Here is a 19,970-nt window from a genome sequence, read left to right as displayed (position 1 = left end):
TGGGCCGGTGCCCGACAACGACGCCGCCACCCCTCGTGCCATCGCCGACCGCTACGTCGAGACCATCGCCGACCTGAACCCGCTCGTCGGCACGGCGCTGGGCATCAGACCCGGCGTCGACGCGATGCCCGACCTGTCGCCCGAGGGCCAGGAGGCCGAGGCGGCGGCCGCCCGCGCCACGCTGGCCGAGCTCGACGCCGCCGAGGCGGCCGCCGCGGGCAACGGCGGGCTGCCGGACCAGGAGCGGCGCGCGGCCCGGCTGCTGCGCGAGCGGCTGACGGCGTCGCTCGCGGTGCACGACGCCGGCGAGGGGCTGCGCGAGATCAGCAACCTGTTCTCGCCGGTGCAGTCGCTGCGCTCGGTGTTCCTCATCATGCCGTCGGAGTCCGACGACGACTGGGCCGTCATCGGCCGGCGGCTGCGCAACATCCCCGGCGCCGCCCGCGGGTTCCGGGCCTCGCTCGAAGAGGGCGACCGCCGCGGCCTGTACGCCGCGCCGCGCCAGGTCGACACCGTCGTCGAGCAGCTCGACACCTGGCTGGAGTCGGACTGGTACACGACCTTCGTCGGCAAGGGCCCCGAGGCGCAGCGCGCCGAGCTGACCGCCGCGGCCGCCGAGGCCGGCGCCGGCCTGGCCGAGCTGCGCGACTACCTCGCCACCACCTACCGCCCGGCCAGCGAGGGCACGCCGGACGGCGTCGGGCGCGACCGGTACACCATCTGGGCCCGCCGCTGGACCGGCGCCGACCTCGACCTCGAGGACGCCTACGCCTACGGGTGGTCGGAGTTCCACCGCATCGGCGCGGAGATGAAGGAGGCCGCCGACGCCGTCCTGCCCGGCCACACGCCGCTGGCCGTCATGCGCCACCTCGACGAGCACGGCGCCGCCATCGAGGGCGTCGACGCGATCCGCGACTGGCTGCAGAACCTCATGAACGAGGCGATGTCCGACCTCGACGGCACCCATGTCGACCTCGCCGAGCCGATCAGGCACGTCGAGGCGATGATCGCGCCGCCGGGCAGCGCCGCCGCGCCGTACTACACCCGCCCGTCGCTCGACTTCAGCCGCCCGGGCCGCACCTGGCTGCCGACGCTGGGCGAGACCCGGTTCCCGTTGTGGGGCCTGGTCAGCACCTGGTACCACGAAGGCGTCCCGGGCCACCACCTGCAGCTCGCGCAGTGGGTGCACGTGGCCGACCAGCTCTCGCGCTACCAGGTCAGCCTCGGCTCGGTCAGCGCCATGACCGAGGGCTGGGCGCTCTACGCCGAGCGGCTCATGGACGAGCTCGGCTACCTCACCGACCCGGCCTACCGCCTCGGCTACCTGGACGCGCAGATCATGCGGGCCATCCGGGTCATCGTCGACATCGGCATGCACCTGCGGCTGCGCATCCCCGGCGACGAGACGTTCCACCCCGGCGAGGTGTGGACGCCGGAACTGGCGCGCGAGTTCTTCGGTGCCTTCAACGGCCGCGACCCCGCCTTCCTCGACTCCGAGATCGTCCGCTACCTCGGCATGCCGGCGCAGGCCATCGGCTACAAGCTGGGCGAGCGGGCCTGGCTGGCCGGCCGCGACGCCGCGCAGGCGGCGCAGGGCGCGGACTTCGACCTCAAGGCCTGGCACATGGCCGCGCTCTCGATGGGGTCGCTCGGTCTCGACGACCTCGCCGCCGAGCTCGCCCGGCTGCCGTGACGGGCTGACGCATGGTTGCCGTCGTCGACTGGGCCGTCATCGTCGCCTCGCTGGCCTACGCCGCGTGGGCGCTGGTGGCGGTCGTCCGCAACCAGGCGCCGCGCGAGCCGTACGTCATCGGCGCCGGCGTGGTCGAGCTGCTGATCCTCATCCAGGTGGTCGTCGCGATCGTCCTGATGATCGTCGACGGCACGCCCGACGAGACCGCGACCTTCATCGGCTACCTGCTGATGAACCTGCTCATCGTGCCGCTCGGGCTGTTCTGGGCGCTGGCCGAGAAGTCGCGCTGGGGCACGTCGGTGCTCGTGGTCGCGGCGCTGGTGGTGCCGGTGCTGGTGGTGCGCATGCAGCAGATCTGGGACGCGGGCGCGGCATGAGCGACACGCCCCGCCGGTCCAGCGGGCCGGGCCGGCTGCTCATCGCGGTCTACGCGGTGTTCGCGCTCTCGGCGTCGGCCCGGGCCGGCGTGCAGATCGCGACCAGCTTCGACGAGGCGCCGCTGGCGTACCTGCTGTCGGCGTTCGCCGCCCTGGTGTACGTGGTCGCGACGGTCGCGCTGGCCCGGCCCGGCCCCAAGGCGCGCCGGGTCGCACTGACCGCCGTCACCGTCGAGCTGATCGGCGTGCTGACCGTCGGCACCATCACGGCGTTCGACCCGGGCGACTTCCCCGACGACACCGTGTGGTCGCTGTACGGCCGCGGCTACGGGTTCGTGCCGCTGGTGCTCCCGGTGCTCGGCCTGCTCTGGCTGCGCCGGACCCGCGACACCGAGGGCGCTAGCGGACGACCTTGATGCTGAACCTGGACGTGCCCAGCGCGCCCATGAGCCGCAGCCAGACCGGCAGGTACATCTCGACCCCGCGCGAGGCGCCGATATCGCCGAGGTCGATGACGTCGGTGTGACCGAAGCTGGTCAGGACCTCGGTGACCTGCGCCTTCGCCGCCGCGTCGTCGCCGCACACGAAGATCGAGTGGTCGCCGCCGGCCAGCAGGGCGGGGTGCGCCATGAGCGTGGCGTTGACGGTGTTCAGGGCCTTGACCACGCGGGCGCCCGGGAACGCGCGCTGGATCTGCTCGCCGAGGGAGTCGTCGTCCTTGACGAACAGCGTGGGCGGGCCGCCGGGCGTGAAGACCAGCGGGTTGGAGATGTCCATCAGCACCTTGCCGTCGAGGTGCTCCGCGCCGGCGGCCTCGAGCACCTGCAGGGACACCGCACCGGGCGTGGCGTTGACCACGAGCTCGGCGGCGGCCGCGGCGTCGGCGTACGTGGCGAGCCGCGCCTCGGGGTGCTGCTCGTGCCAGGCCGGGAAGGGCGGGTTGCCGAGGTGGTCGGGCTCGGTGCGGATCATCGTGGCGACGGGGTCCCTGGTGCCGACGTACACCTGGTGGCCCAGCTCGTCGAACCGGCCCGCGATCGCCTGGCCGACCATGCCGGTGCCGAGTACCGCGACAAGCATCGTGGAACGTCCTCTCTTCGGGTCTCTCCCTGCTCGACGACGCAACGCGGTCCCGGGTTCCGGGCTAGCCTGCTCACCGTGAGGCGCAGGGACCGGCTGTACGCGTGGGTGCGCCGGCATCCCGTCGTGCCGGACGCCGTCATCGCGCTCGGACTGCTGCTCACCGTCGTGGTGTTCAGCGCGGCGGCCTACGACCCGACCTGGGCACACCTGACCCTGGGCGCCGTCATGTGCCTGGCGCTGGTCCTCCGGCGCCTGCGGCCGGTCGAGTCGTTCGCGGTGCTGGTGGCCTGCGGACTCGTGCAGTGGGCGACCGGCCTGCCGCTGACCCCGGCCGACGTGATCCTGCTGATCGGGTTGTACGCCGTCAGCGCCTACGGCTCGCGCTGGGCCAGCCGGGCCGGGCTCGCGGCCGGCCTGCTGGGCGTCGTCCTGGCCGTCACGCGCGAGTTCTCGCCCGCCACCGACGGGACGCAGGCGTTCATCGCCAGCCTGCTGTCGCTGTCCGCCGTGGTGGTCGGCGCGTGGGCCATGGGCGACGTGCGCCGCGTTCGGCAGGCCTACGTGGCCGAGCTTGTCGAGCGGGCGCACCAGGCCGAGCGCGAGCGCGACCAGCGGGCCCAGCTGGCCGCCGCCGAGGAGCGCGCCCGTATCGCCCGCGAGATGCACGACGTCGTGGCGCACAACCTCTCGGTCATCGTCGTGCAGGCCGACGGCGGCCGCTACGCCGGCGACCAGGACCCGCAGGCGGCGCTCGACGCGCTGAAGACCATCGGCGACACCGGCAGGGGAGCGCTGTCCGAGATGCGCCGGCTGCTCGGGGTGCTGCGCGCCACGGACGACGGCGACGGCGGCACCATCCGCCCGCAGCCGGGTCTGGGCAGCCTGCCGGAGCTGGTCACGTCGGTGCGCCAGGCCGGGCTGCCGGTCGAGCTCGACGTCACCGGGCCGCCGCGGCCGCTGCAGCCGGGGCCGTCGCTGGCGGTGTACCGGGTGATCCAGGAGGCGCTGACCAACGCGCTCAAGCACGCCGGGCCGGCCGCCCGGGCGCGCGTGGCGCTGGTGTTCGCCACCGACCGGCTCATGGCGCGGGTGAGCGACGACGGCAGGGGAGCCGGCGCCGTCGACGACGGCCTGGGACAGGGACTGGCGGGCATGCGGGAGCGGATGACGATGTACGGCGGCACGGTGACGGCGGGACCGGCGGCCGGTGGTGGCTGGCGGGTCGAGCTCGACCTGCCGTACGGCGAAGGGGCGTGAGGGTGCAGCCGGTCAAGGTCTTCCTGGTGGACGACCAGCAGCTGGTCCGGGCCGGGTTCCGGATGGTCATCGACTCCCAGCCCGACCTCGAGGTGGTCGGCGAGGCGGGTGACGGCGACGCCGCGCTGCAGGCCCTGACGGTCACCGCGGCCGACGTCGTGCTCATGGACGTCCGGATGCCGGTGCTCGACGGCGTCGAGGCCACCCGGCGGCTGCGCTCCCGCGAGGACGCGCCGAAGGTGATCGTGCTGACCACGTTCGACCTCGACGAGTACGCCTTCGCCGCCATCAAGGCCGGCGCCAGCGGGTTCCTGCTCAAGGACGCCCCGCCGCCGACGCTGCTCGACGCCGTCCGCTCCGTGCACTCCGGGGACGCGGTGGTCGCTCCGAGCACGACGAAGCGGCTGCTCGATCGGTTCGCCGGGCACCTGCCCGAGGACGCGACCCCGCCCGGCGCCGTCTGGACCGGGCTGACCCAGCGCGAGCACGAGATCGTCCGCGAGGTGGTCCGCGGCCGCTCGAACGCCGAGATCGCCGCGGCCCTCTTCGTCACCGAGGCGACGGTGAAGACGCACATCGGCCGCGTGCTGGCCAAGGTCGGCCTGCGCGACCGTGTGCAACTGGTCGTGCTCGCCTACGAGACCGGGCTGGTGCGGCCGGGCGCGTCCTGAGCCGGTGCCGCCGGCCGCTAGCCTGCCGGGCATGCGCATGCTCCACCTCGGCCTGCGGGTCACCGACCTGGACCGTTCGCTCGCCTTCTACACCGCCGTCGGCTACACGGTGGCCGGCCGGGTGCCGGAGACCGGGTTCGGCAGCCTCACCATGCTCCAGCTGCCCGGCGACCCGTTCATCAGCCTCGAGCTCGTCCACGACCCGGATCGCCCGGTCACCGACACCGGCGCCGTCAACCACCTCGTCGTGCAGACCGACGACCTGGCCGCGACGGTCGCGGACCTCGCGGCCCGGGGCATTGCGGCCGAGCCGCCGCACGACCACGGCGAGGGCATGTGGACGTCCTGGCTGACCGACCCCGACGGCTACCGGATCGAGCTGGTGCAGTGGCCGCCCGGCCACCCCGCGGGCATGACGGCCGCCGACTTCATCGCGTGACGGAGGTCTCGGCCGGCTTCTGCTCGCGGGCCGCGGGCGAGACCAGGCCGAGCACGACGGCGGCCGCGGCGACGACGAGCAGGGCGTTGAGGACGCCCTCGTGGTCGCCGAGGTAGCCGAGGATGGGCGGGCCGGCGAGGAACGCGGTGTAGCCGATGGAGGCGACCACGCTGACCCGGGCGGCGGCCCGGCGTGGGTCGTCGGAGGCGGCGCTCATGCCGAGCGGGAAGCCCAGCGCCGCGCCGAGGCCCCAGATGACGGTGCCCACCAGTGCGACCGCCAGCGACCCGCCGAACACCACCAGCAGCACGCCCGCCGCGGCAAGGACGGCGCTGGTGCGCAGCACCGGGAGCCGGCCGAACCGGTCGACCAGCTGCGTGCCGGCGGTCCGCCCGGCGGTCATGGCGGCCAGGAAGATCGCGAAGCCGACGGCGCCGGTGGCGTTGCCGACCTCGTAGCCGTCGACCAGGCCGAGCGCCAGCCAGTCGTTGGCGATGCCCTCGATGAGCGCGGCGCACATGACCATGAGGCCGATGATCAGCGTGCGCGGCTCGCGCCAGGCGGTCCAGACCGAGATGCGCTGCGCGGGCTCGCCGTCGTCGCCGACCTCGACGGTGCGCGGCAGGAAGCTGCGGGTGGCCGTGATGGTGACGACGACCGCGACGACGCTGATGACCCCGAGGTGGACGACCACCGGGACGCCGGCCGCCGTGGCGCCGGCGCCGATGCCCGCGCCGGCCACGGTGCCGAGGCTGAACGCCGCGTGAAAGCGCGGCATGATCGTGCGACCGAGCAGCCGCTCGACCGCCGCGCCCTCGACGTTCATGGCGACGTCCCACGACCCGGACCCGTAGCCGACGAACGCCAGGCCGAGGGCGGCGACGGCCACGACGGAGAGCGTGTCGCTGCCCAGGCCCGCGAGCGCGAGCCCGACGGCGACGAGCACCGAGCCGCCGGCCACCGTCCGGGCCGCCCCGAGCCTGCTCACCACCAGGCCCGACGTCGGCAGCGCGATGAGCGAGCCGGCCGCGAGGGCCAGCAGCACGCGGCCGATCTCGCTGGGGGTCAGGCCGAGCAGGTCGCGGACCTCGGGGATCCGCGCCATCCAGCTCGCGACGGCCAGCCCGTTCAGCGCGAACACCGTGGCGACGGCGTTGCGCGCGCGAACGACCCGGGCGAGGTCGGGCGACTGGACCGGTGCGGAGTGGCTCACGGGGTTCCTCGGGTGCTAGGAAAGTGTCACGATCTGAGCGGTCGAATCGATTCGATCGAATCGATTCGATATTCTGCTACGACCGGAGAACGGACGCAAGTGCGATATCGACGAGGGGCGTGACGTGGGCGAGCATCGGGCGACGCTGGCGGCTGTGGCCGCGCGGGCCGGGGTGTCGCCGTCCACGGCGTCCCTGGCGTTCAGCGGCTCCGGGCCGGTGGCCGAGGCCACCCGCGAGCGAGTGCTGGCCGCCGCCCAGGAGCTCGGGTACGCCGGGCCCGACCCGCTGGCCCGGTCGCTGCGCCGCGGCCGGTCCGGCATCGTCGGCGCCGTCATCGGCGAGCGGCTGCTCTACGCGTTCCGCGACCCCGTCGCCGTCGCGCTGCTCGACGGCATCGCCGAGGCGCTCAGCCCGTCGGGCACCGGCCTGCTGCTGCTCTCGGGCGACGCCCAGCACGGCAGCCCGACCACCGAGCAGGTCGGCCGGATGCCGGTCGACGCCGTCGTCTTCGCCACCTGCGGCCGCGACGACGACCCCCTGCTCGACCTGTTCCTCCGCCGGGGCGTGCCGGTGGTCGCCGTCGACGGGCCGGACCGCCCAGACGTCACGCTGGTCGACATCGACGACTACGGAGGCGCCGCCGAGCTGGCCCGGCACGTCGCGTCGCTCGGCCACCACCGGGTCGCCGTCGTCGCGCTGCCGCTGCGCCTCGACGGCGGGCGCGGGCTGGTCGACGACGCACGCCGCGCCGACATCGGCTTCGTCGACTGCCGGGCCCGGCTCAGCGGCACCGAGGACGTCTTCGGTCCGGTCCCGGTGGCCGAGGCGCCCAGCAACGTCATCGAGGAGGGCGAGCTGGCCGCCCGGCTGCTGCTGTCCGGCCCGGACCGCCCGACGGCCATCGTCGCTCAGAGCGACCTGCTCGCCGTCGGTGTCATCCGGGCCGCCGAGGCGCTGGGCCTGCGCGTCCCCGAGGACCTCACCGTCGTCGGCTTCGACGGCATCGACACCCCGTGGCTGGGTGCGCGGACGCTGACCACCGTGGTGCAGCCCATCACCGAGAAGGGCCGGGTCACCGGGCGCATGGTCACCGAGCTGCTCGCGGGGGAGCGCCCGGCCGACGTGCACCTGCCGGTGCGGCTGCGGGTGGGGACGACGTCGGCTCCGCCTAGCCGCTGAGCCAGGCGTCGACGCCGGCCAGGAGCCGCGCGCGCAGCGGAGGCGGTGCGGCCGACGACGTGATCGAGCCGCGGGCGAGCGCGGCCAGCTCCTCGTCGGTCAGCCCGAGGGTGTGCCGGCAGATCGCGTACTGGCCGCCCAGCCCGACGGCGAACAGCAGCGGGTCGTCGCTGCCGATCGCCACCGCCACACCGGCCTCGAGCGCCGTCCGCACCGGGATCTCGTCGAGCCGGTGCACCCCGAACGGCGGATACGAGGTGGGGCAGATCTCCAGCGCCACGCCCCGTTCGGCCAGCAGCTCCAGCACGACGGGGTCGGTGGCGGCTGCCGTGCCGTGCCCGACCCGGGTCGCGCCCAGCAGCTCCACGCAGGCCCGCACGTGCGCCGCGCCGGTGAAGAAGCCGCCGTGCGGGACGCGCAGCAGGCCGGCGTCGGCGGCGACCCGGAACGCGGGCGCGAAGTCCTCGGCCCGTCCCCGCCGCACGTCGTTGGAGAGCCCGAAGCCGGCCACGCCGTCGCCGGCGTAGCGCGCGGCCAGCCGGGCCAGCGTCGTCGCGTGCTCACCGGACCGGGCCCAACTCGACGCCACGACCACACCCATGGGCAGCGGCGCGGCGGCGGCCGCCGTCAGCACCGCCTCGACCGCCGCCTCCAGCCCGCCGAGCACCGGCGCGTACGACGTCGGGTCGACCTGCAGCTCCGACCAGCCGCAGCCGTCGGCGGCGTCGTCCTCGGCGGCCTCGCGGACCACGCGGGCGACATCCTCGGCCGTGCGGATGGCGGCCCGGGCGGCGTCGTAGCGGCCCTGGAAGACCGCCCACTCGTGCGGCCCGCCGGCGAGCCCGGCCAGCGGCGGCACCGCCACGCCGTGCCGGGCGGCCAGCTCGTCCAGCGTGGCCGGACGCATCGCGCCGGTGAGATGCAGGTGCGACTGCGCCTTCGGCAGCGTCGCGAGCGGGCGGGGCGGCACGAGCACCGACCCTAGCGGCCCTGCGGCGTCCGACCTTGGTCGTACGCCTGATCCACTCCGAGGTCCGACGCTTTTGCGGCCCGGTTCTCGCGAGGCTGGGACCGTGAGCCTTCAGACCGACTTCCCCGGCGCCTCGAGCGCCGTTCTCGCGCCGGCGGTCCGTGCCGTCGGCCTGACCAAGCTGCACGGCAGCGGCGACACCGCCGTCCGTGCCCTCGACGCCGTCGACGTCGCGTTCGCGGCCGGCCGGTTCACCGCGATCATGGGCCCGTCCGGGTCCGGCAAGTCGACGCTCGTGCACTGCCTCGCCGGCCTGGACACGGCGACGTCGGGCCGCGTGCTGCTGGGCGACACCGACCTCACGGCGCTGTCGGACACCCAGCTGACGCTGCTGCGCCGCGAGCGCCTCGGCTTCGTCTTCCAGGCGTTCAACCTGCTGCCGACGCTCGACGCGGAGGCGAACGTGCTGCTGCCGCTGAAGCTGGCCGGCAGGCGCCCGGACCGGCGCTGGTTCGCCGAGATCGTCGACGTGCTGGGCATCGGCGACCGCCTGCGGCACCGGCCGAGCGAGCTCTCCGGCGGCCAGCAGCAGCGGGTCGCCGTCGCCCGTGCCCTGATCAACCGGCCCGAGGTGATCTTCGCCGACGAGCCGACCGGCAACCTGGACTCGCGCTCCGGCGGCGAGGTGCTGGCGATCCTGCGCACCAGCGTGCGCGAGCTGGGCCGGACCGTCGTCATGGTGACGCACGACCCGGTCGCGGCCTCGTCGGCGGACCGGGTCGTCATGCTCGCCGACGGCCACGTCGCGGGCGAGATCGCCCGGCCCACGCCCGACGCCGTCATCGACGGCCTGCGCCGGCTGGGAGGCTGAGCGATGCGGTCCGTGGTGCTGGCGGGGCTGCGCGCCCACCTGCTCCGGCTGGTCCTGACCGGCCTGGTCGTCGTGTTGTCGGTGGGGTTCACCGCCGCGACGCTGATCCTCACCGACTCGCTGGACGCGGGGTCCCGGCGTGAGCTGGCCGCCGGCGCCGACGGGGTCGACCTCGCGGTGCTGGCGCCGTCGGACGGGGCGCTGCCGCAGAACGAGGTCGCGGCCATCGGTGCCGTCGACGGGGTGACGGCGGCCGCGCCCCGGCGGGAGGCGACGGTGCACACCGTCGACGCCGACGGCCGGATCGACCCGTTCGGCTACGCCCGGGTACTGGCGCCCCCGCTGGACTCGGCGGTCGACGGCGACGGGGTCCAGCTGGACCGGCGGTCGGCCGAGCGGCTCGGGCTGGGCGTGGGCGACGAGATCACCGTCGCCGCCGAGGGCTCGGCCGAGCTGGTGGCGCTGCCCATCGCCGCGCTGGCCGAGCCGACGTCCGATGCCGGCGACGACCCCGAGATCGTGGCCGGCTGGGACGTGGTGCGGCGCTTCGCCGACCCGGCCGGAGCGACGCGGGTGGACCTGCGGCTGGCCGGCGGCGCCGACGCCGGTGCGGTCGTCGCGGCCCTGACCGCCGCGGCCCCGGACGGCGCCGAGGTGCTGACCGGCGACCAGCTCGCGCAGCGGCTGGTGGACGGGTCGTCGCAGCGGGAGGCGCTGCGGATCCCGCTGCTCGTGCTCGGTGCGGTGTCGCTGATCGTGGCCGCGTTCGTCATCGCCAACACGTTCCGCATCCTCGTCGCCCAGCGCACCCGCGAGCTGGCGCTGCTGCGCACCGTCGGCGCGACCCGGCGGCAGGTGCTGCGCGGGGTGCTGGCGGAGTCGGCCGCCGTCGGGCTGGCCGGCAGCCTCGCCGGGGTCGCGGCGGGCGCTCTGACCGCGCTGGCGGTCGGGTCGGTGCTGGACGCCTCGCTGGTGCTGACGATCACGGGGACGACGGTGGCGTGGTCGGTGGTGATCGGCGTGCTGATGACCGTGGGGTCGGCGCTGCTGCCCGCACGGTCGGCGACCCGGGTGTCGCCGCTGGCCGCGCTGCAGGCCGTGCCCGACGGCGCCGACGGCCGGACCGCGGGGCGGGCCCGGCTGGTCCTCGGCGTGCTGGCGATGGTGGCCGGCGCGCTGCTGCAGGCCGGCGGTGCCGCGGCCGGGACGTCGGGCGGTGGCATCGGGCTGGTGATCGTCGTGTTCGGGGCGGCGGTCTGCTTCCTCGGACTGCTGATCCTCGGCTCGAAGGTGGTGCCGCCGCTGGTGCGGGTCCTGGGCGCGATCGCGGCGCGGCTGAGCGGCGGCTCGCGGTCGACGGCGGAGCTCGCCACCGCGAACGCCGTCCGCAACCCGCGCCGGGTGGCCGCGACGACCGCGGCGCTGCTCATCGGGGTCACGACGGTGGCCGGGTTCCTCACCGTCGTGGAGTCGTCGCGGTCCAGCGTCAGCGTCGTCGTCGACGGTCGGGTTCCGGCCGACTTCGCCGTCCACACCGCGACCTCCGAGCCGATCCCGGACGCCGTCGCGCGAGCCATCGAGGAGCTGCCCGAGATCGGCTCCGTCGTGATCGACGGCGGCGACGTCCTGGCGGTGAACGCGGCCGACGGCGTCGACGGCGACGACGCGCGGGCGGCCATCGTCGCGGCCACGGCCGACCACCCGGAGCTGTCCGTGCAGAGCTTCGCCCAGCGCCGCGCCGACTTCGAGCGCGACCTCAACGAGGCCGTGAACGTGATCCTGGCGATCCTGGCGCTGGCTCTGGTCATCGCGTTCATCGGGATCGCGAACACGCTCTCGCTCTCGGTGCACGAGCGGACCCGCGAGATCGGGCTGCTGCGGGCGCTCGGCCTGACCCGCCGCCAGACCCGCGTCATGCTCGGCGTCGAGGCGGCGCTCATGGGCGCCGTGGCGGCCGTCGTCGGGTCGGCGGCCGGGGCGCTGTTCGCCTGGGCCGCGGTCACCAGCGTCGCGGAGCTCGAGTTCGTCGTGCCGTGGGAGCAGCTCGCGATCAGCGCGGCGGTCGCGACGGTTCTCGGTGTGGTCGCCTCGATCGCGCCCGGACACCGCGCCGCGCGCACGTCTCCCGTGGTGGCGCTCGCGGCCGACTGAGCGGGCCGATGATCTAGCCTGGTGCGCGTGACGGAGGAACGGCCGGCGCGACTCGATGTCGGCGTCGTCGGCACCGGGCGGGTGGGCGCGGTGCTCGGTGCGGCGCTGGCGCGCGCCGGGCACCACGTGGTCGCCGGCTATGGCGTCTCGCTCACCAGCCGCACCCGCGCGGGCGCGCTGCTGCCCGATGTGCCGCTGGTCGACGTGCCGCAGGTGTTCGCCCGCGCGGGGCTGGTGCTGCTCGCCGTCCCCGACGACGCGCTGCCCGCCCTGGTCGAGGGGCTGGCCGCCACGAACACCGTCCGGCCCGGACAGCTCGTCGTGCACACCAGCGGCCGCTACGGCGTGGGCGTGCTCGACCCCGCCACGCACGCCGGGGCGCTGCCGCTGGCCCTGCACCCGGCCATGACGTTCACCGGCACCACGGTCGACCTGCAGCGGCTCGCCGGCGCCACCTTCGGGGTGACGGCGCCCGAGCCGCTCTGGCCGGTGGCCGAGGCGCTGGTCGTCGAGATGGGGTCCGAGCCGATCCGCATCGCCGAGCAGCACCGCGCGCTCTACCACGCCGCCCTGACCCACGGCGCGAACCACCTGGTCACGCTGGTCAACGACGCCATGGACCTGCTGCGTGCCACCGGCGTCGAAGAGCCGGACAAGGTGCTGGCGCCGCTGCTCTCCGCCGCCCTCGACAACGGGCTGGGCCAGGGCGATGACGCCCTGACCGGGCCGGTGTCCCGGGGTGACGCGGGCACCGTCGGCAGCCACCTCACCGAGATCGCGGCGGCCATGCCCGAGGCGGTGAGCACCTACGTGGCGCTGGCTCGGCGCACGGCGGGGCGGGCGCTGGCGGCCGGTCGGCTCAAGGCGAGTGACGCCGAGGCGCTGATCGACGTGCTGGCGGAGCCGCCGGCCCCGTGATCAGACCCGCAGCGGCTCGAGCAGCCGGTGCGGTTCGCGCAGCGCGACGCTGACGGGGTCGGTGCGGGACGTTCCGGCGCCCGGGCCGGGCCGGACCTCGACGTCCTCGAGGCGGATCGCGCCGCAGGCCGGGCAGCTGCCGGCGACCAGCTGCGACCCGCAGAGCAGGTGCGTGTAGACGCGGCGCGGACCGGCGTCGCTGAGGTGCCGCTCGCCCCACTGGCCGAGCAGGTGCAGCGCCGGCCAGAGCTCGCGGCCCTTGGCGGTGAGCACGTACTCGTCGCGCGGCGGGGCGTCCTGGTAGCGCTCCTTGGCCATCACGCCGGCGTCGACCAGCGCCTGCAGCCGGGCCGCCAGGACGGCGCGCGGGATGTCGAGGTGGTCGAGGAAGTCGCGGTAGCGGCGCACGCCGAGGAAGGCGTCGCGCAGGATGAGCGGGGTCCACCGCTCGCCGACCAGTTCCAGCGCCCTGGCCAGCGAGCAGTCCTGACCGCCGTAGTCGGTTCCGAGCGCCATGCGTCCAGTCTACGACACGTCGGTTCGTTCATTGAACTGACGAGGCGTATGCTCATCGTCGGTTCATTCACCGAACTCACGGAGTGTCATGACCCTCTCGGCGACCCTCAGCGGTCACGGGGCGACGGCGACCGGCCGACCGCCCCGCACCACCCTGCTCGTGGCCAGCGCAGCGACGCTGCTGGTGCTGATGAACTACACCGCTCCGCTCGCGACGCTCTGGGACATCACGGCCAGCCTGAGCCTCGGCCACGCGGCTCAGACGTGGACGCTCAACGGCGTGCCGCTCGGGCTGGCCGCGCTGAGCCTGGCCGCCGGGAGCGTCGCCGACGACTTCGGCCGCAAGCGTGTCTTCGTCGCCGGGCTCGGCGTGCTGGCCGCGGCGATGGTGGCGGGTGCCTTCGCCCCGACGGCGACGGTGTTCGTGCTCGCCCGTGTGGTTCAGGGTGCGGCCAGCGCGGCGCTCCTGGCCAGCAGCCTCGGCCTGATCGCGCACGCCTACCCCGACGGCCACGCCCGGCTGCGCGCGACCAGCGTCTGGGGCGCGATGGTCAGCGGCGGCATCGCGATCGGCCCGATCGTGGCCGCGGCGCCGGCTCCGTGGGGCTGGCGGACGGCCTATGGGGTGTTCGCGCTGGTGACCGGCGTCATCGCCGTCGTCGGCGCGGTGGTGCTGGACGAGTCGAAGGCCGCGGTCCGGCGGCGGTTCGACGGCCTCGGCGTCGCCACGCTGGGGCTCGGGCTGGCGGCGCTGTTCACCGCGCTGATCCAGGTGCGTGACGGTGTGACGGCGACCGGCGTGGGCTTCGCGGTGGTGGCCGTGGCCCTGCTCGGCGCGTTCGTCGCGGTCGAGCGCCGGGGCCGCGAGCCGATGCTCGACCTCGCCCTGTTCGCCCGGCGCGAGTTCGTGGCGGCGACCGTCGCGGCGCTGTTCACCGGCATCGCCGTCATCGGCTTCTTCAGCTACCTCCCGACGCTGATCCAGCAGGGCCTCGGGCTGTCGCCGCTGTCGACGGCGCTGCTCTCGGGCCTGTGGGCGACGACGGCGTTCGTGGTCGCGCTCGAGGTGCGCCGGCTGGCCCGGCGCTGGCCGGGCTGGGCGATCGTCGCCGTGGGCATGGGGCTCTCGGCCATCGGCACCGCCGCGCTGATCGGGTTCCTCGACGCCGGGTCGTGGCAGCGGCTGCTGCCCGGGCTGGTCGTCGCCGGGGTCGGCAGCGGGCTGGTGAACGGCATCCTGCCCAAGCTCGCGGTCGACGGCGTCCCGGTGCGCAGCGCGGCCATGGGCTCCGGCGCCAACAGCGCGGCCCGCTACGTGGGCGCGGCGGTCGGCGTCGCCGTGGCGGTCGCCGTCGTCGATGCGGCCGGGCCGGACCTGGCCCGCGCCACCGACGTCATGCTGGCCGTCGGCGCGGGGCTGGCCGTGGTCGGCGCCCTGGTCATGGTGCTGCTGCGGGACCGCCGCCGCTGACCTGGGCGAGGTAGAGGCGGCGCACGACGTCCTCGATGTCGGGCTCCTCGATGGCGAGGTCGCGTACCTGACCCCGTCGTCCCACGGCCTCGAGGATGGCGCCCGCCGTCGTGCGCTCGGGGGTGAACGCGAGCCGGTGCCGCAGTCCGCCGGACTCGACGGCGACACCGTGGACGCCGTCGACGGTCCCGAGGTCGGGCACCGGCTCGACCAGGTCGACGACCATGACCCGCTCGGCGCCGACCCTCCCGGCGAGGCCGGGCAGCGTCCCGTCGTAGACCAGCCGGCCGTGGTCGACGACGAGCACGCGGTCGGTGAGGCGCTGCACGTCGTCCATGTCGTGCGTGGTCAGCAGCAGGGTCGTGCCGTGCAGGGCGCGCTGCTCGGTGAGGAACACCCGCAGCCGCTCCTTGCTCAGCACGTCCAGCCCGATGGTCGGCTCGTCGAGGACCAGCAGCCGCGGCGAGTGCAGCAGCGCCGCCGCGATCTCGCCGCGGATGCGCTGGCCGAGCGAGAGCTGGCGCACCGGCGTGGCCAGGAACGCGCCGAGGTCGAGCCGGTCGACCAGCTCGTCGCGGCGGGCCGGCCAGCTCGCGTCCGGCAGCCGGTGGATGGCGGCGAGCGCACGGAACGACTCGTGCAGCGGCAGGTCCCACCAGAGCTGGCTGCGCTGGCCGAAGACGACGCCGATCTGCCGGGCCAGCTCGCGGCGGCTCCGGATCGGGTCGAGGCTGCAGGTGCGCACCGTTCCCGCCGTCGGCACCAGGATCCCGGTCAGCATCTTGATGGTGGTCGACTTGCCGGCCCCGTTCGCGCCGATGTACCCGACGGCCGCGCCCTCGTCGATGCCGAAGCTCAGGCCGTCGACGGCGGCGACGACGGTGCGCGTGCGGCGCAGCCGCCCTACTGGTGACCGGACGACGAACTCGCGGCGCAGGTCGCGGACCTCGATGATCGGGTCGGTCATGATCCCGTCCCGGTGTAGTGGCGGAGGCCGGCCCGCCAGCCGGCCAGGGCGACGGCCCAGATGGCGAGCGCGGCCAGCGGGGTGCACCAGCCCAGCCACTGCGGCAGCCCGGCCGGGCCGGGCAGGTCCAGCAGGACGAGGACCGGCAGGTAGGCGGTGAACGCGGCCGGCACGACGAACGTGAACAGCAGCCGCATGGGCAGGCTGAAGATGCTCGCCGGATAGCCGGCCGCGTACGCGCCGCCGTAGGTGAACGCGCTGGCGAACTCCGCGCCCTCGACCAGCCAGAACTGCACGGCCGCGGCACAGACGAACAGCCCGGCGAAGATCGCGGCCGCCGCCAGGGGCGCGACGACGGCCAGGGCGACCCGGCCCGGCGTCCAGTCGATGTCGTTGAGCGGCAGTGCCACCGCGAACACGGCGACGGCGACGGCGCACCGGCCGAGCCGGCGCAGCGAGACGTCGCTGGTGATCAGCTGCGCCAGCACCGGCAGCGGGCGCAGCAGGAACGCGTCCAGCGTCCCCTCGCGCAGGTACACCGGGAGCCGGTCAGCGTGCCCGGCCACCATGTCGGCGAGGCTGAAGCCCAGGTTGGCCAGTGCGAACAGCAGCGCCGCGGCGGCGAAGTCCAGCCCGCCGAGCACGTCGACGTTGGCGAAGACGATGTAGACCTCGGCGAACTCCATCAGCCCGATGCCCACACTGCCCAGCACGTCGGACACGAACGAGCGCCGGTACGCCGTCTGCGACCGCATCCGCGAACCGACCAGCACCCGGTACGGCCGAAGCCGCTCACCCACCCTGCACCACCAGCTTCCGGGTGCCGCGGGCGAAGACCAGCCGGCCCAGCAGCAGGACGCCGGCGAGCCAGGCCGCCTGCACCCCCAGCACGCCCAGCGCCGCCGTGCCCTCGACCCGTGCGGTCAGCACGTCGACCGGCGCCTGCAGGAGCGACGGGAACGGCGTCAGCGCCGCCAGGGTGGCCAGCCACGGCGGGAACCAGTGCACCGGGATGATCAGGCCCGAGAGCACACTCAGCGAGACGACGTAGAGGGTGGCGATGCCGCGCATCTCGATGACCCAGAACGCGACGAGGTTCACCAGCCACCAGCAGCCGAACGACACCGCGACGGCCAGCACCATGCTGACGGCGCCCAGCAGGTACGGCAGCGGGGTGGCCGGCAGCGCCAGGCCGGTGACCAACGCGCCGGTGAGCAGCGGCGGCGCACCGCGCGGGATGAACTGGAACGCGGCCCGGCCGAGGAAGCCGGCGAGGTACATCAGCTGCGGGTCGGCCGGCCGGGCGAGGTCGACCGCGACGTCGCCGTCGCGGACGCGGTACGCCAGCTCGCTCCACTGGAACACGTTGACCGGTGCCACGAGGGCCTGCACCAGCCAGGCGTACGTCGCCCCGGTGACGGCGTCGTAGCCGGCCAGCTCGCCGCCGGCCGCGCCGATGGCGCCCACCGTGATGGACGCCTTGATCAGGCCGAAGACGGTGTTCGTGAACGCGCCCGCCACGGTCGCCAGCCGGTACGTCGACCACCGGCGGAAGCCCAGGACGACGAAGGTGGCGAAGAGACGCACAGTCGCCGTACCGTAGTCGGCCCCTGCGGCGGTGTCATCGGAATTTCGCCGTCGCCGTCCCGGTACGGTGACGGCGTGACCGACCCCATCGTGGCCCGCACCCGGGACGAGCTCGCCGAGGCGCTGGCGCAGAGCGAAGACGAAAGCGCCGTCGTCATGACGCTCGGCGCCCTGCACGAGGGCCATCGCGCACTGATCCGGGCCGCCCGCGAGCTGGTCGGCAGTGGCGGCACCGTCCTGGTGACGGTGTTCGTGAACCCGCTGCAGTTCGGCCCGGGTGAGGACTTCGAGCGCTACCCGCGCACCTTCGAGGCCGACCTCGCCATGTGTGCCGACGAGGGCGTCGACGTCGTGTTCGCGCCCGCCGCCGACGAGCTGTACCCGCACGGCGACCCGCAGGTGGGCATCGTGCCCGGTCCGCTGGGTGCGGAGCTGGAGGGCGCGGTGCGGCCCACCCACTTCGCCGGGGTGCTGACGGTCGTCGCGAAGCTGCTCAACCTCACGGTGCCCAGCTACGCCGTCTTCGGCGAGAAGGACTACCAGCAGCTCACCCTGGTCCGCCGCATGGTGGCCGACCTCGAGATGCCGTACGAGATCGTCGGCGTGCCGACCGTCCGCGAGGACGGCGGGCTGGCGCTCTCCAGCCGCAACCGGTATCTGTCGGCGGACGAGCGGACGGCGGCGCTGGCACTCTCGCGGGCGCTGCGGGCGGGCGCCGCGGCGGCCGGAACCGGGCCGGACGCCGTCGTCGCCGCGGCCCGGGCCGAGCTGGCGGCCGAGGCGGACGCCGTCGCCGTCGACTATCTGGAGCTGCGCTCCGCGGAGCTGGCGCCCCGGCCGGAGCACGGCCCGGCCCGGCTGCTCGTGGCCGCCCGCGTCGGCACCACGCGCCTCATCGACAACATCGCCGTCGATCTGCCCTGAGGCCCCAGGCGTAGGCTTGTGGCGCGTGACCGGAGTACGCATCCCCCGCCGCATGCGCACCGAGGACCCCGGCTGGACCGTGTCCGCCGACGTCGTCGTGGTCGGCAGCGGCATCGCGGGGCTCACCACGGCTCTCGAGGCGCGCAAGGCCGGCCGGGTCCTGCTCGTGACGAAGACCCGGCTCTCCGACAGCGCCACCGCGTGGGCGCAGGGCGGCATCGCCGCGGCGCTCGGACCCGAGGACAGCCCCGAGCAGCACCTGCGCGACACCCTCGTCGCGGGCGTCGGCCTGTGCGACGAGGACGCCGTCCGCACGCTGGTCACCGAGGGTCCACGGCGGGTCCGCGAGCTGGTCGAGCTGGGTGCGGAGTTCGAGCTCACCCCCAACGGCGACATCGCGCTGACCCGCGAGGGCGGTCACCACCGCGACCGCATCGCGCACTCCGGCGGCGACCAGACCGGCAAGGAGATCTCGCGCGCCCTGCTCGAGGCGCTGGCCGCCGTCCGCGAGGATCCGCAGATCGAGGTCGTCGAGCACGCCCTCGTCACCGACATCCTCACCGACGCCGCGGGCCGCGCCTGCGGCGTCGTGCTGCACGTCATCGGGGCCGGGCGGCAGAGCGGCGTCGGCGCGGCGCTCGGCCGGGCCGTCGTGCTGGCCACCGGCGGGCTCGGGCAGGTCTACGCGTCGACCACCAACCCGCCCGTCTCCACCGGCGACGGCGTCGCGGCCGCGCTGCGGGCCGGCGCCGAGGTGGCCGACCTCGAGTTCGTCCAGTTCCACCCGACGGTGCTCTGGCTCGGCCGCTCGGCCAAGGGGCAGCAGCCACTGATCTCCGAGGCCGTCCGTGGCGAGGGCGCGGTGCTGCGCGACGTCGAGGGCCGCCGGTTCATGAAGGGCCGGCACGAGCTGGCCGAGCTGGCACCGCGCGACGTCGTCGCCAAGGGCGTCGTCACGGCCATGGCCGAGACCGGCGCCGAGCACGTCTGGCTCGACGCCCGGCACCTCGGCAGGACGTTCCTCGAGGAGCGGTTCCCGACCATCGTCGCGCGCTGCCGCTCCTACGGCATCGACCCCGCCACGGACCTCGTCCCCGTCGCGCCGGCCCAGCACTACGCCAGCGGCGGCGTGCGCACCGACCGCCGCGGCCGCACCAGCGTCCCCGGCCTGTACGCATGCGGCGAGGTGTCGTGCACCGGCGTCCACGGCGCCAACCGGCTGGCCTCGAACTCGCTGCTCGAAGGGCTGGTCTGGGGGCACCGCATCGCCGAGGACCTCGCGTCGTCGCTGGGCGACGCCCACCCGGGCGACCCCGTCGAGCGCGACGGGCCGGTCGGCCTGCTCGACGCCGACGCACGCCCGTTCGTGCAGTCGGCCATGACGGCCGGCGCCGGCGTCGTGCGGTCGGAGTCGTCGCTGACGACGCTCGCGGCCCGGCTGGCGAGCCTCGCCACCGACCCGGCCGCCGACGGAATGACCCCGGATTCCTGGGAGACGACAAATCTCCACACGGTGGCCGTTACGCTCGGTCGGCATGCCGCCATGCGCGAAGAGACGCGTGGCGGCCATTGGCGTGAGGACTTCCCGGACCGGGACGACGCCCGCTGGCGCGGCCATCTGGTCAGCGTCGTGGACCCGGACGGCGTGCTCACGACGACATATGAGCCCATGTAAGGAGTAC

Annotated in this window: 20 protein-coding genes; 13 read left to right on the top strand and 7 right to left on the bottom strand. The window is 74.8% G+C overall.

The window, feature by feature from the left end; translation table 11 throughout:
• The first annotated feature begins 7 nt into the window (after nt 1-7).
• Genes HD601_RS06270 through HD601_RS06260 form a run of 3 tightly spaced genes read left to right on the top strand, consistent with a single transcriptional unit; the run spans nt 8 to nt 2,486 of the window.
• On the top strand, nt 8-1,693 hold the full coding sequence (locus HD601_RS06270) for a DUF885 family protein (protein ID WP_184820274.1): 1,686 nt from the start codon (nt 8-10) through the stop codon (nt 1,691-1,693).
• Between the two features lie 11 nt (nt 1,694-1,704).
• Complete coding sequence (locus HD601_RS06265; protein ID WP_184820272.1) at nt 1,705-2,070, top strand: hypothetical protein; 366 nt, start codon at nt 1,705-1,707, stop codon at nt 2,068-2,070.
• Nucleotides 2,067-2,486 (top strand): hypothetical protein, encoded by a 420-nt coding sequence (locus HD601_RS06260; RefSeq protein ID WP_184820270.1) that lies wholly within the window; start codon nt 2,067-2,069, stop codon nt 2,484-2,486. The genes HD601_RS06265 and HD601_RS06260 overlap by 4 nt, the downstream gene beginning before the upstream one ends.
• Here HD601_RS06260 and HD601_RS06255 read toward each other — a convergent pair.
• Nucleotides 2,470-3,150, bottom strand: coding sequence for an NADPH-dependent F420 reductase (locus tag HD601_RS06255; RefSeq protein ID WP_184820268.1), 681 nt, complete (start codon nt 3,148-3,150; stop codon nt 2,470-2,472). The genes HD601_RS06260 and HD601_RS06255 overlap by 17 nt on opposite strands.
• 78 nt (nt 3,151-3,228) lie before the next feature.
• Between HD601_RS06255 and HD601_RS35460 the strand changes: the two genes are divergently transcribed.
• The 3 genes from HD601_RS35460 to HD601_RS06240 are packed head-to-tail and all read left to right on the top strand — an operon-like array spanning nt 3,229 to nt 5,520.
• Nucleotides 3,229-4,410 carry a DUF7134 domain-containing protein gene (locus HD601_RS35460; RefSeq protein ID WP_221440607.1) on the top strand — a complete coding sequence of 394 codons (1,182 nt, stop codon included), beginning with the start codon at nt 3,229-3,231 and terminating at the stop codon, nt 4,408-4,410.
• Nucleotides 4,411-4,412: 2 nt separating this feature from the next.
• On the top strand, nt 4,413-5,081 hold the full coding sequence (locus tag HD601_RS06245; protein ID WP_184829520.1) for a response regulator: 669 nt from the start codon (nt 4,413-4,415) through the stop codon (nt 5,079-5,081).
• Between the two features lie 31 nt (nt 5,082-5,112).
• Nucleotides 5,113-5,520: a VOC family protein gene (locus HD601_RS06240; RefSeq protein WP_184820266.1), complete on the top strand. Its 408-nt coding sequence runs from the start codon at nt 5,113-5,115 to the stop codon at nt 5,518-5,520.
• On the opposite strand, the gene HD601_RS35455 is transcribed toward HD601_RS06240, so the two are convergent.
• Complete coding sequence (locus HD601_RS35455) at nt 5,510-6,733, bottom strand: MFS transporter (protein WP_221440604.1); 1,224 nt, start codon at nt 6,731-6,733, stop codon at nt 5,510-5,512. The genes HD601_RS06240 and HD601_RS35455 overlap by 11 nt on opposite strands.
• Before the next feature lie 124 nt (nt 6,734-6,857).
• Here HD601_RS35455 and HD601_RS06230 point away from each other — a divergent pair, with 124 nt between their 5' ends.
• Entirely contained in the window at nt 6,858-7,913 is a 1,056-nt protein-coding gene (locus HD601_RS06230) for a substrate-binding domain-containing protein (RefSeq protein WP_184820264.1), read from the top strand.
• Here the strand turns inward: HD601_RS06230 and add are convergent.
• The gene (add, locus tag HD601_RS06225; protein ID WP_221440602.1) at nt 7,903-8,883 is read right to left on the bottom strand and encodes an adenosine deaminase; all 981 of its coding nucleotides are present in this window, start codon (nt 8,881-8,883) and stop codon (nt 7,903-7,905) included. The two genes, HD601_RS06230 and add, sit on opposite strands and share 11 nt — an antisense overlap.
• A 103-nt stretch (nt 8,884-8,986) precedes the next feature.
• Between add and HD601_RS06220 the strand changes: the two genes are divergently transcribed.
• Genes HD601_RS06220 through HD601_RS06210 form a run of 3 tightly spaced genes read left to right on the top strand, consistent with a single transcriptional unit; the run spans nt 8,987 to nt 12,823 of the window.
• On the top strand, nt 8,987-9,754 hold the full coding sequence (locus HD601_RS06220; RefSeq protein WP_184820262.1) for an ATP-binding cassette domain-containing protein: 768 nt from the start codon (nt 8,987-8,989) through the stop codon (nt 9,752-9,754).
• Between the two features lie 3 nt (nt 9,755-9,757).
• A complete protein-coding gene (locus tag HD601_RS06215; RefSeq protein ID WP_184820260.1) occupies nt 9,758-11,905 on the top strand; it encodes an FtsX-like permease family protein in 2,148 nt (715 codons plus the stop codon).
• 27 nt (nt 11,906-11,932) lie between these two features.
• Nucleotides 11,933-12,823 carry a DUF2520 domain-containing protein gene (locus HD601_RS06210; protein ID WP_221440599.1) on the top strand — a complete coding sequence of 297 codons (891 nt, stop codon included), beginning with the start codon at nt 11,933-11,935 and terminating at the stop codon, nt 12,821-12,823.
• Here HD601_RS06210 and HD601_RS06205 read toward each other — a convergent pair whose 3' ends face one another.
• Nucleotides 12,824-13,339 (bottom strand): winged helix-turn-helix transcriptional regulator, encoded by a 516-nt coding sequence (locus HD601_RS06205; protein WP_184820258.1) that lies wholly within the window; start codon nt 13,337-13,339, stop codon nt 12,824-12,826.
• A gap of 88 nt (nt 13,340-13,427) precedes the next feature.
• On the opposite strand from HD601_RS06205, the gene HD601_RS06200 reads away from it, so the two are divergent.
• Entirely contained in the window at nt 13,428-14,810 is a 1,383-nt protein-coding gene (locus HD601_RS06200; protein ID WP_184820256.1) for an MFS transporter, read from the top strand.
• Here the strand turns inward: HD601_RS06200 and HD601_RS06195 are convergent.
• The 3 genes from HD601_RS06195 to HD601_RS34620 are packed head-to-tail and all read right to left on the bottom strand — an operon-like array spanning nt 14,779 to nt 17,364.
• On the bottom strand, nt 14,779-15,777 hold the full coding sequence (locus HD601_RS06195; protein WP_184820254.1) for an ABC transporter ATP-binding protein: 999 nt from the start codon (nt 15,775-15,777) through the stop codon (nt 14,779-14,781). The two genes, HD601_RS06200 and HD601_RS06195, sit on opposite strands and share 32 nt — an antisense overlap.
• Complete coding sequence (locus HD601_RS06190; protein WP_221440597.1) at nt 15,774-16,577, bottom strand: ABC-2 family transporter protein; 804 nt, start codon at nt 16,575-16,577, stop codon at nt 15,774-15,776. Before HD601_RS06190 ends, HD601_RS06195 begins: the two co-directional genes overlap by 4 nt.
• Nucleotides 16,570-17,364, bottom strand: a complete 795-nt coding sequence (locus tag HD601_RS34620) for an ABC-2 family transporter protein (RefSeq protein WP_221440596.1) — start codon at nt 17,362-17,364, stop codon at nt 16,570-16,572. Before HD601_RS34620 ends, HD601_RS06190 begins: the two co-directional genes overlap by 8 nt.
• Nucleotides 17,365-17,439: 75 nt before the next feature.
• Here HD601_RS34620 and panC point away from each other — a divergent pair, with 75 nt between their 5' ends.
• Both panC and HD601_RS32995 read left to right on the top strand, forming a co-directional pair.
• On the top strand, nt 17,440-18,288 hold the full coding sequence (panC, locus tag HD601_RS06180) for a pantoate--beta-alanine ligase (protein ID WP_184820250.1): 849 nt from the start codon (nt 17,440-17,442) through the stop codon (nt 18,286-18,288).
• A gap of 52 nt (nt 18,289-18,340) precedes the next feature.
• Nucleotides 18,341-19,963, top strand: a complete 1,623-nt coding sequence (locus tag HD601_RS32995; protein WP_246400716.1) for an L-aspartate oxidase — start codon at nt 18,341-18,343, stop codon at nt 19,961-19,963.
• The last annotated feature ends 7 nt before the right edge of the window (nt 19,964-19,970 follow it).

It is taken from the genome of Jiangella mangrovi (assembly GCF_014204975.1).
Classification (GTDB): Bacteria; Actinomycetota; Actinomycetes; order Jiangellales; family Jiangellaceae; genus Jiangella; species Jiangella mangrovi.
The sequence above is the reverse complement of the archived record's forward strand: the minus strand, read 5'-3'. Positions and strand labels throughout refer to the sequence as shown.

Coding starts and splice junctions, on each gene's coding strand:
- HD601_RS06240 (WP_184820266.1), top strand. CDS start 5,113: ATGCGCATGCTCCACCTCGGCCTGCGGGTCACCGACCTGGACCGTTCG.
- HD601_RS06255 (WP_184820268.1), bottom strand. CDS start 3,150: ATGCTTGTCGCGGTACTCGGCACCGGCATGGTCGGCCAGGCGATCGCG.
- HD601_RS06195 (WP_184820254.1), bottom strand. CDS start 15,777: ATGACCGACCCGATCATCGAGGTCCGCGACCTGCGCCGCGAGTTCGTC.
- HD601_RS32995 (WP_246400716.1), top strand. CDS start 18,341: ATGCGCACCGAGGACCCCGGCTGGACCGTGTCCGCCGACGTCGTCGTG.
- HD601_RS06205 (WP_184820258.1), bottom strand. CDS start 13,339: ATGGCGCTCGGAACCGACTACGGCGGTCAGGACTGCTCGCTGGCCAGG.
- HD601_RS06215 (WP_184820260.1), top strand. CDS start 9,758: ATGCGGTCCGTGGTGCTGGCGGGGCTGCGCGCCCACCTGCTCCGGCTG.
- HD601_RS06200 (WP_184820256.1), top strand. CDS start 13,428: ATGACCCTCTCGGCGACCCTCAGCGGTCACGGGGCGACGGCGACCGGC.
- HD601_RS06260 (WP_184820270.1), top strand. CDS start 2,067: ATGAGCGACACGCCCCGCCGGTCCAGCGGGCCGGGCCGGCTGCTCATC.
- HD601_RS06265 (WP_184820272.1), top strand. CDS start 1,705: ATGGTTGCCGTCGTCGACTGGGCCGTCATCGTCGCCTCGCTGGCCTAC.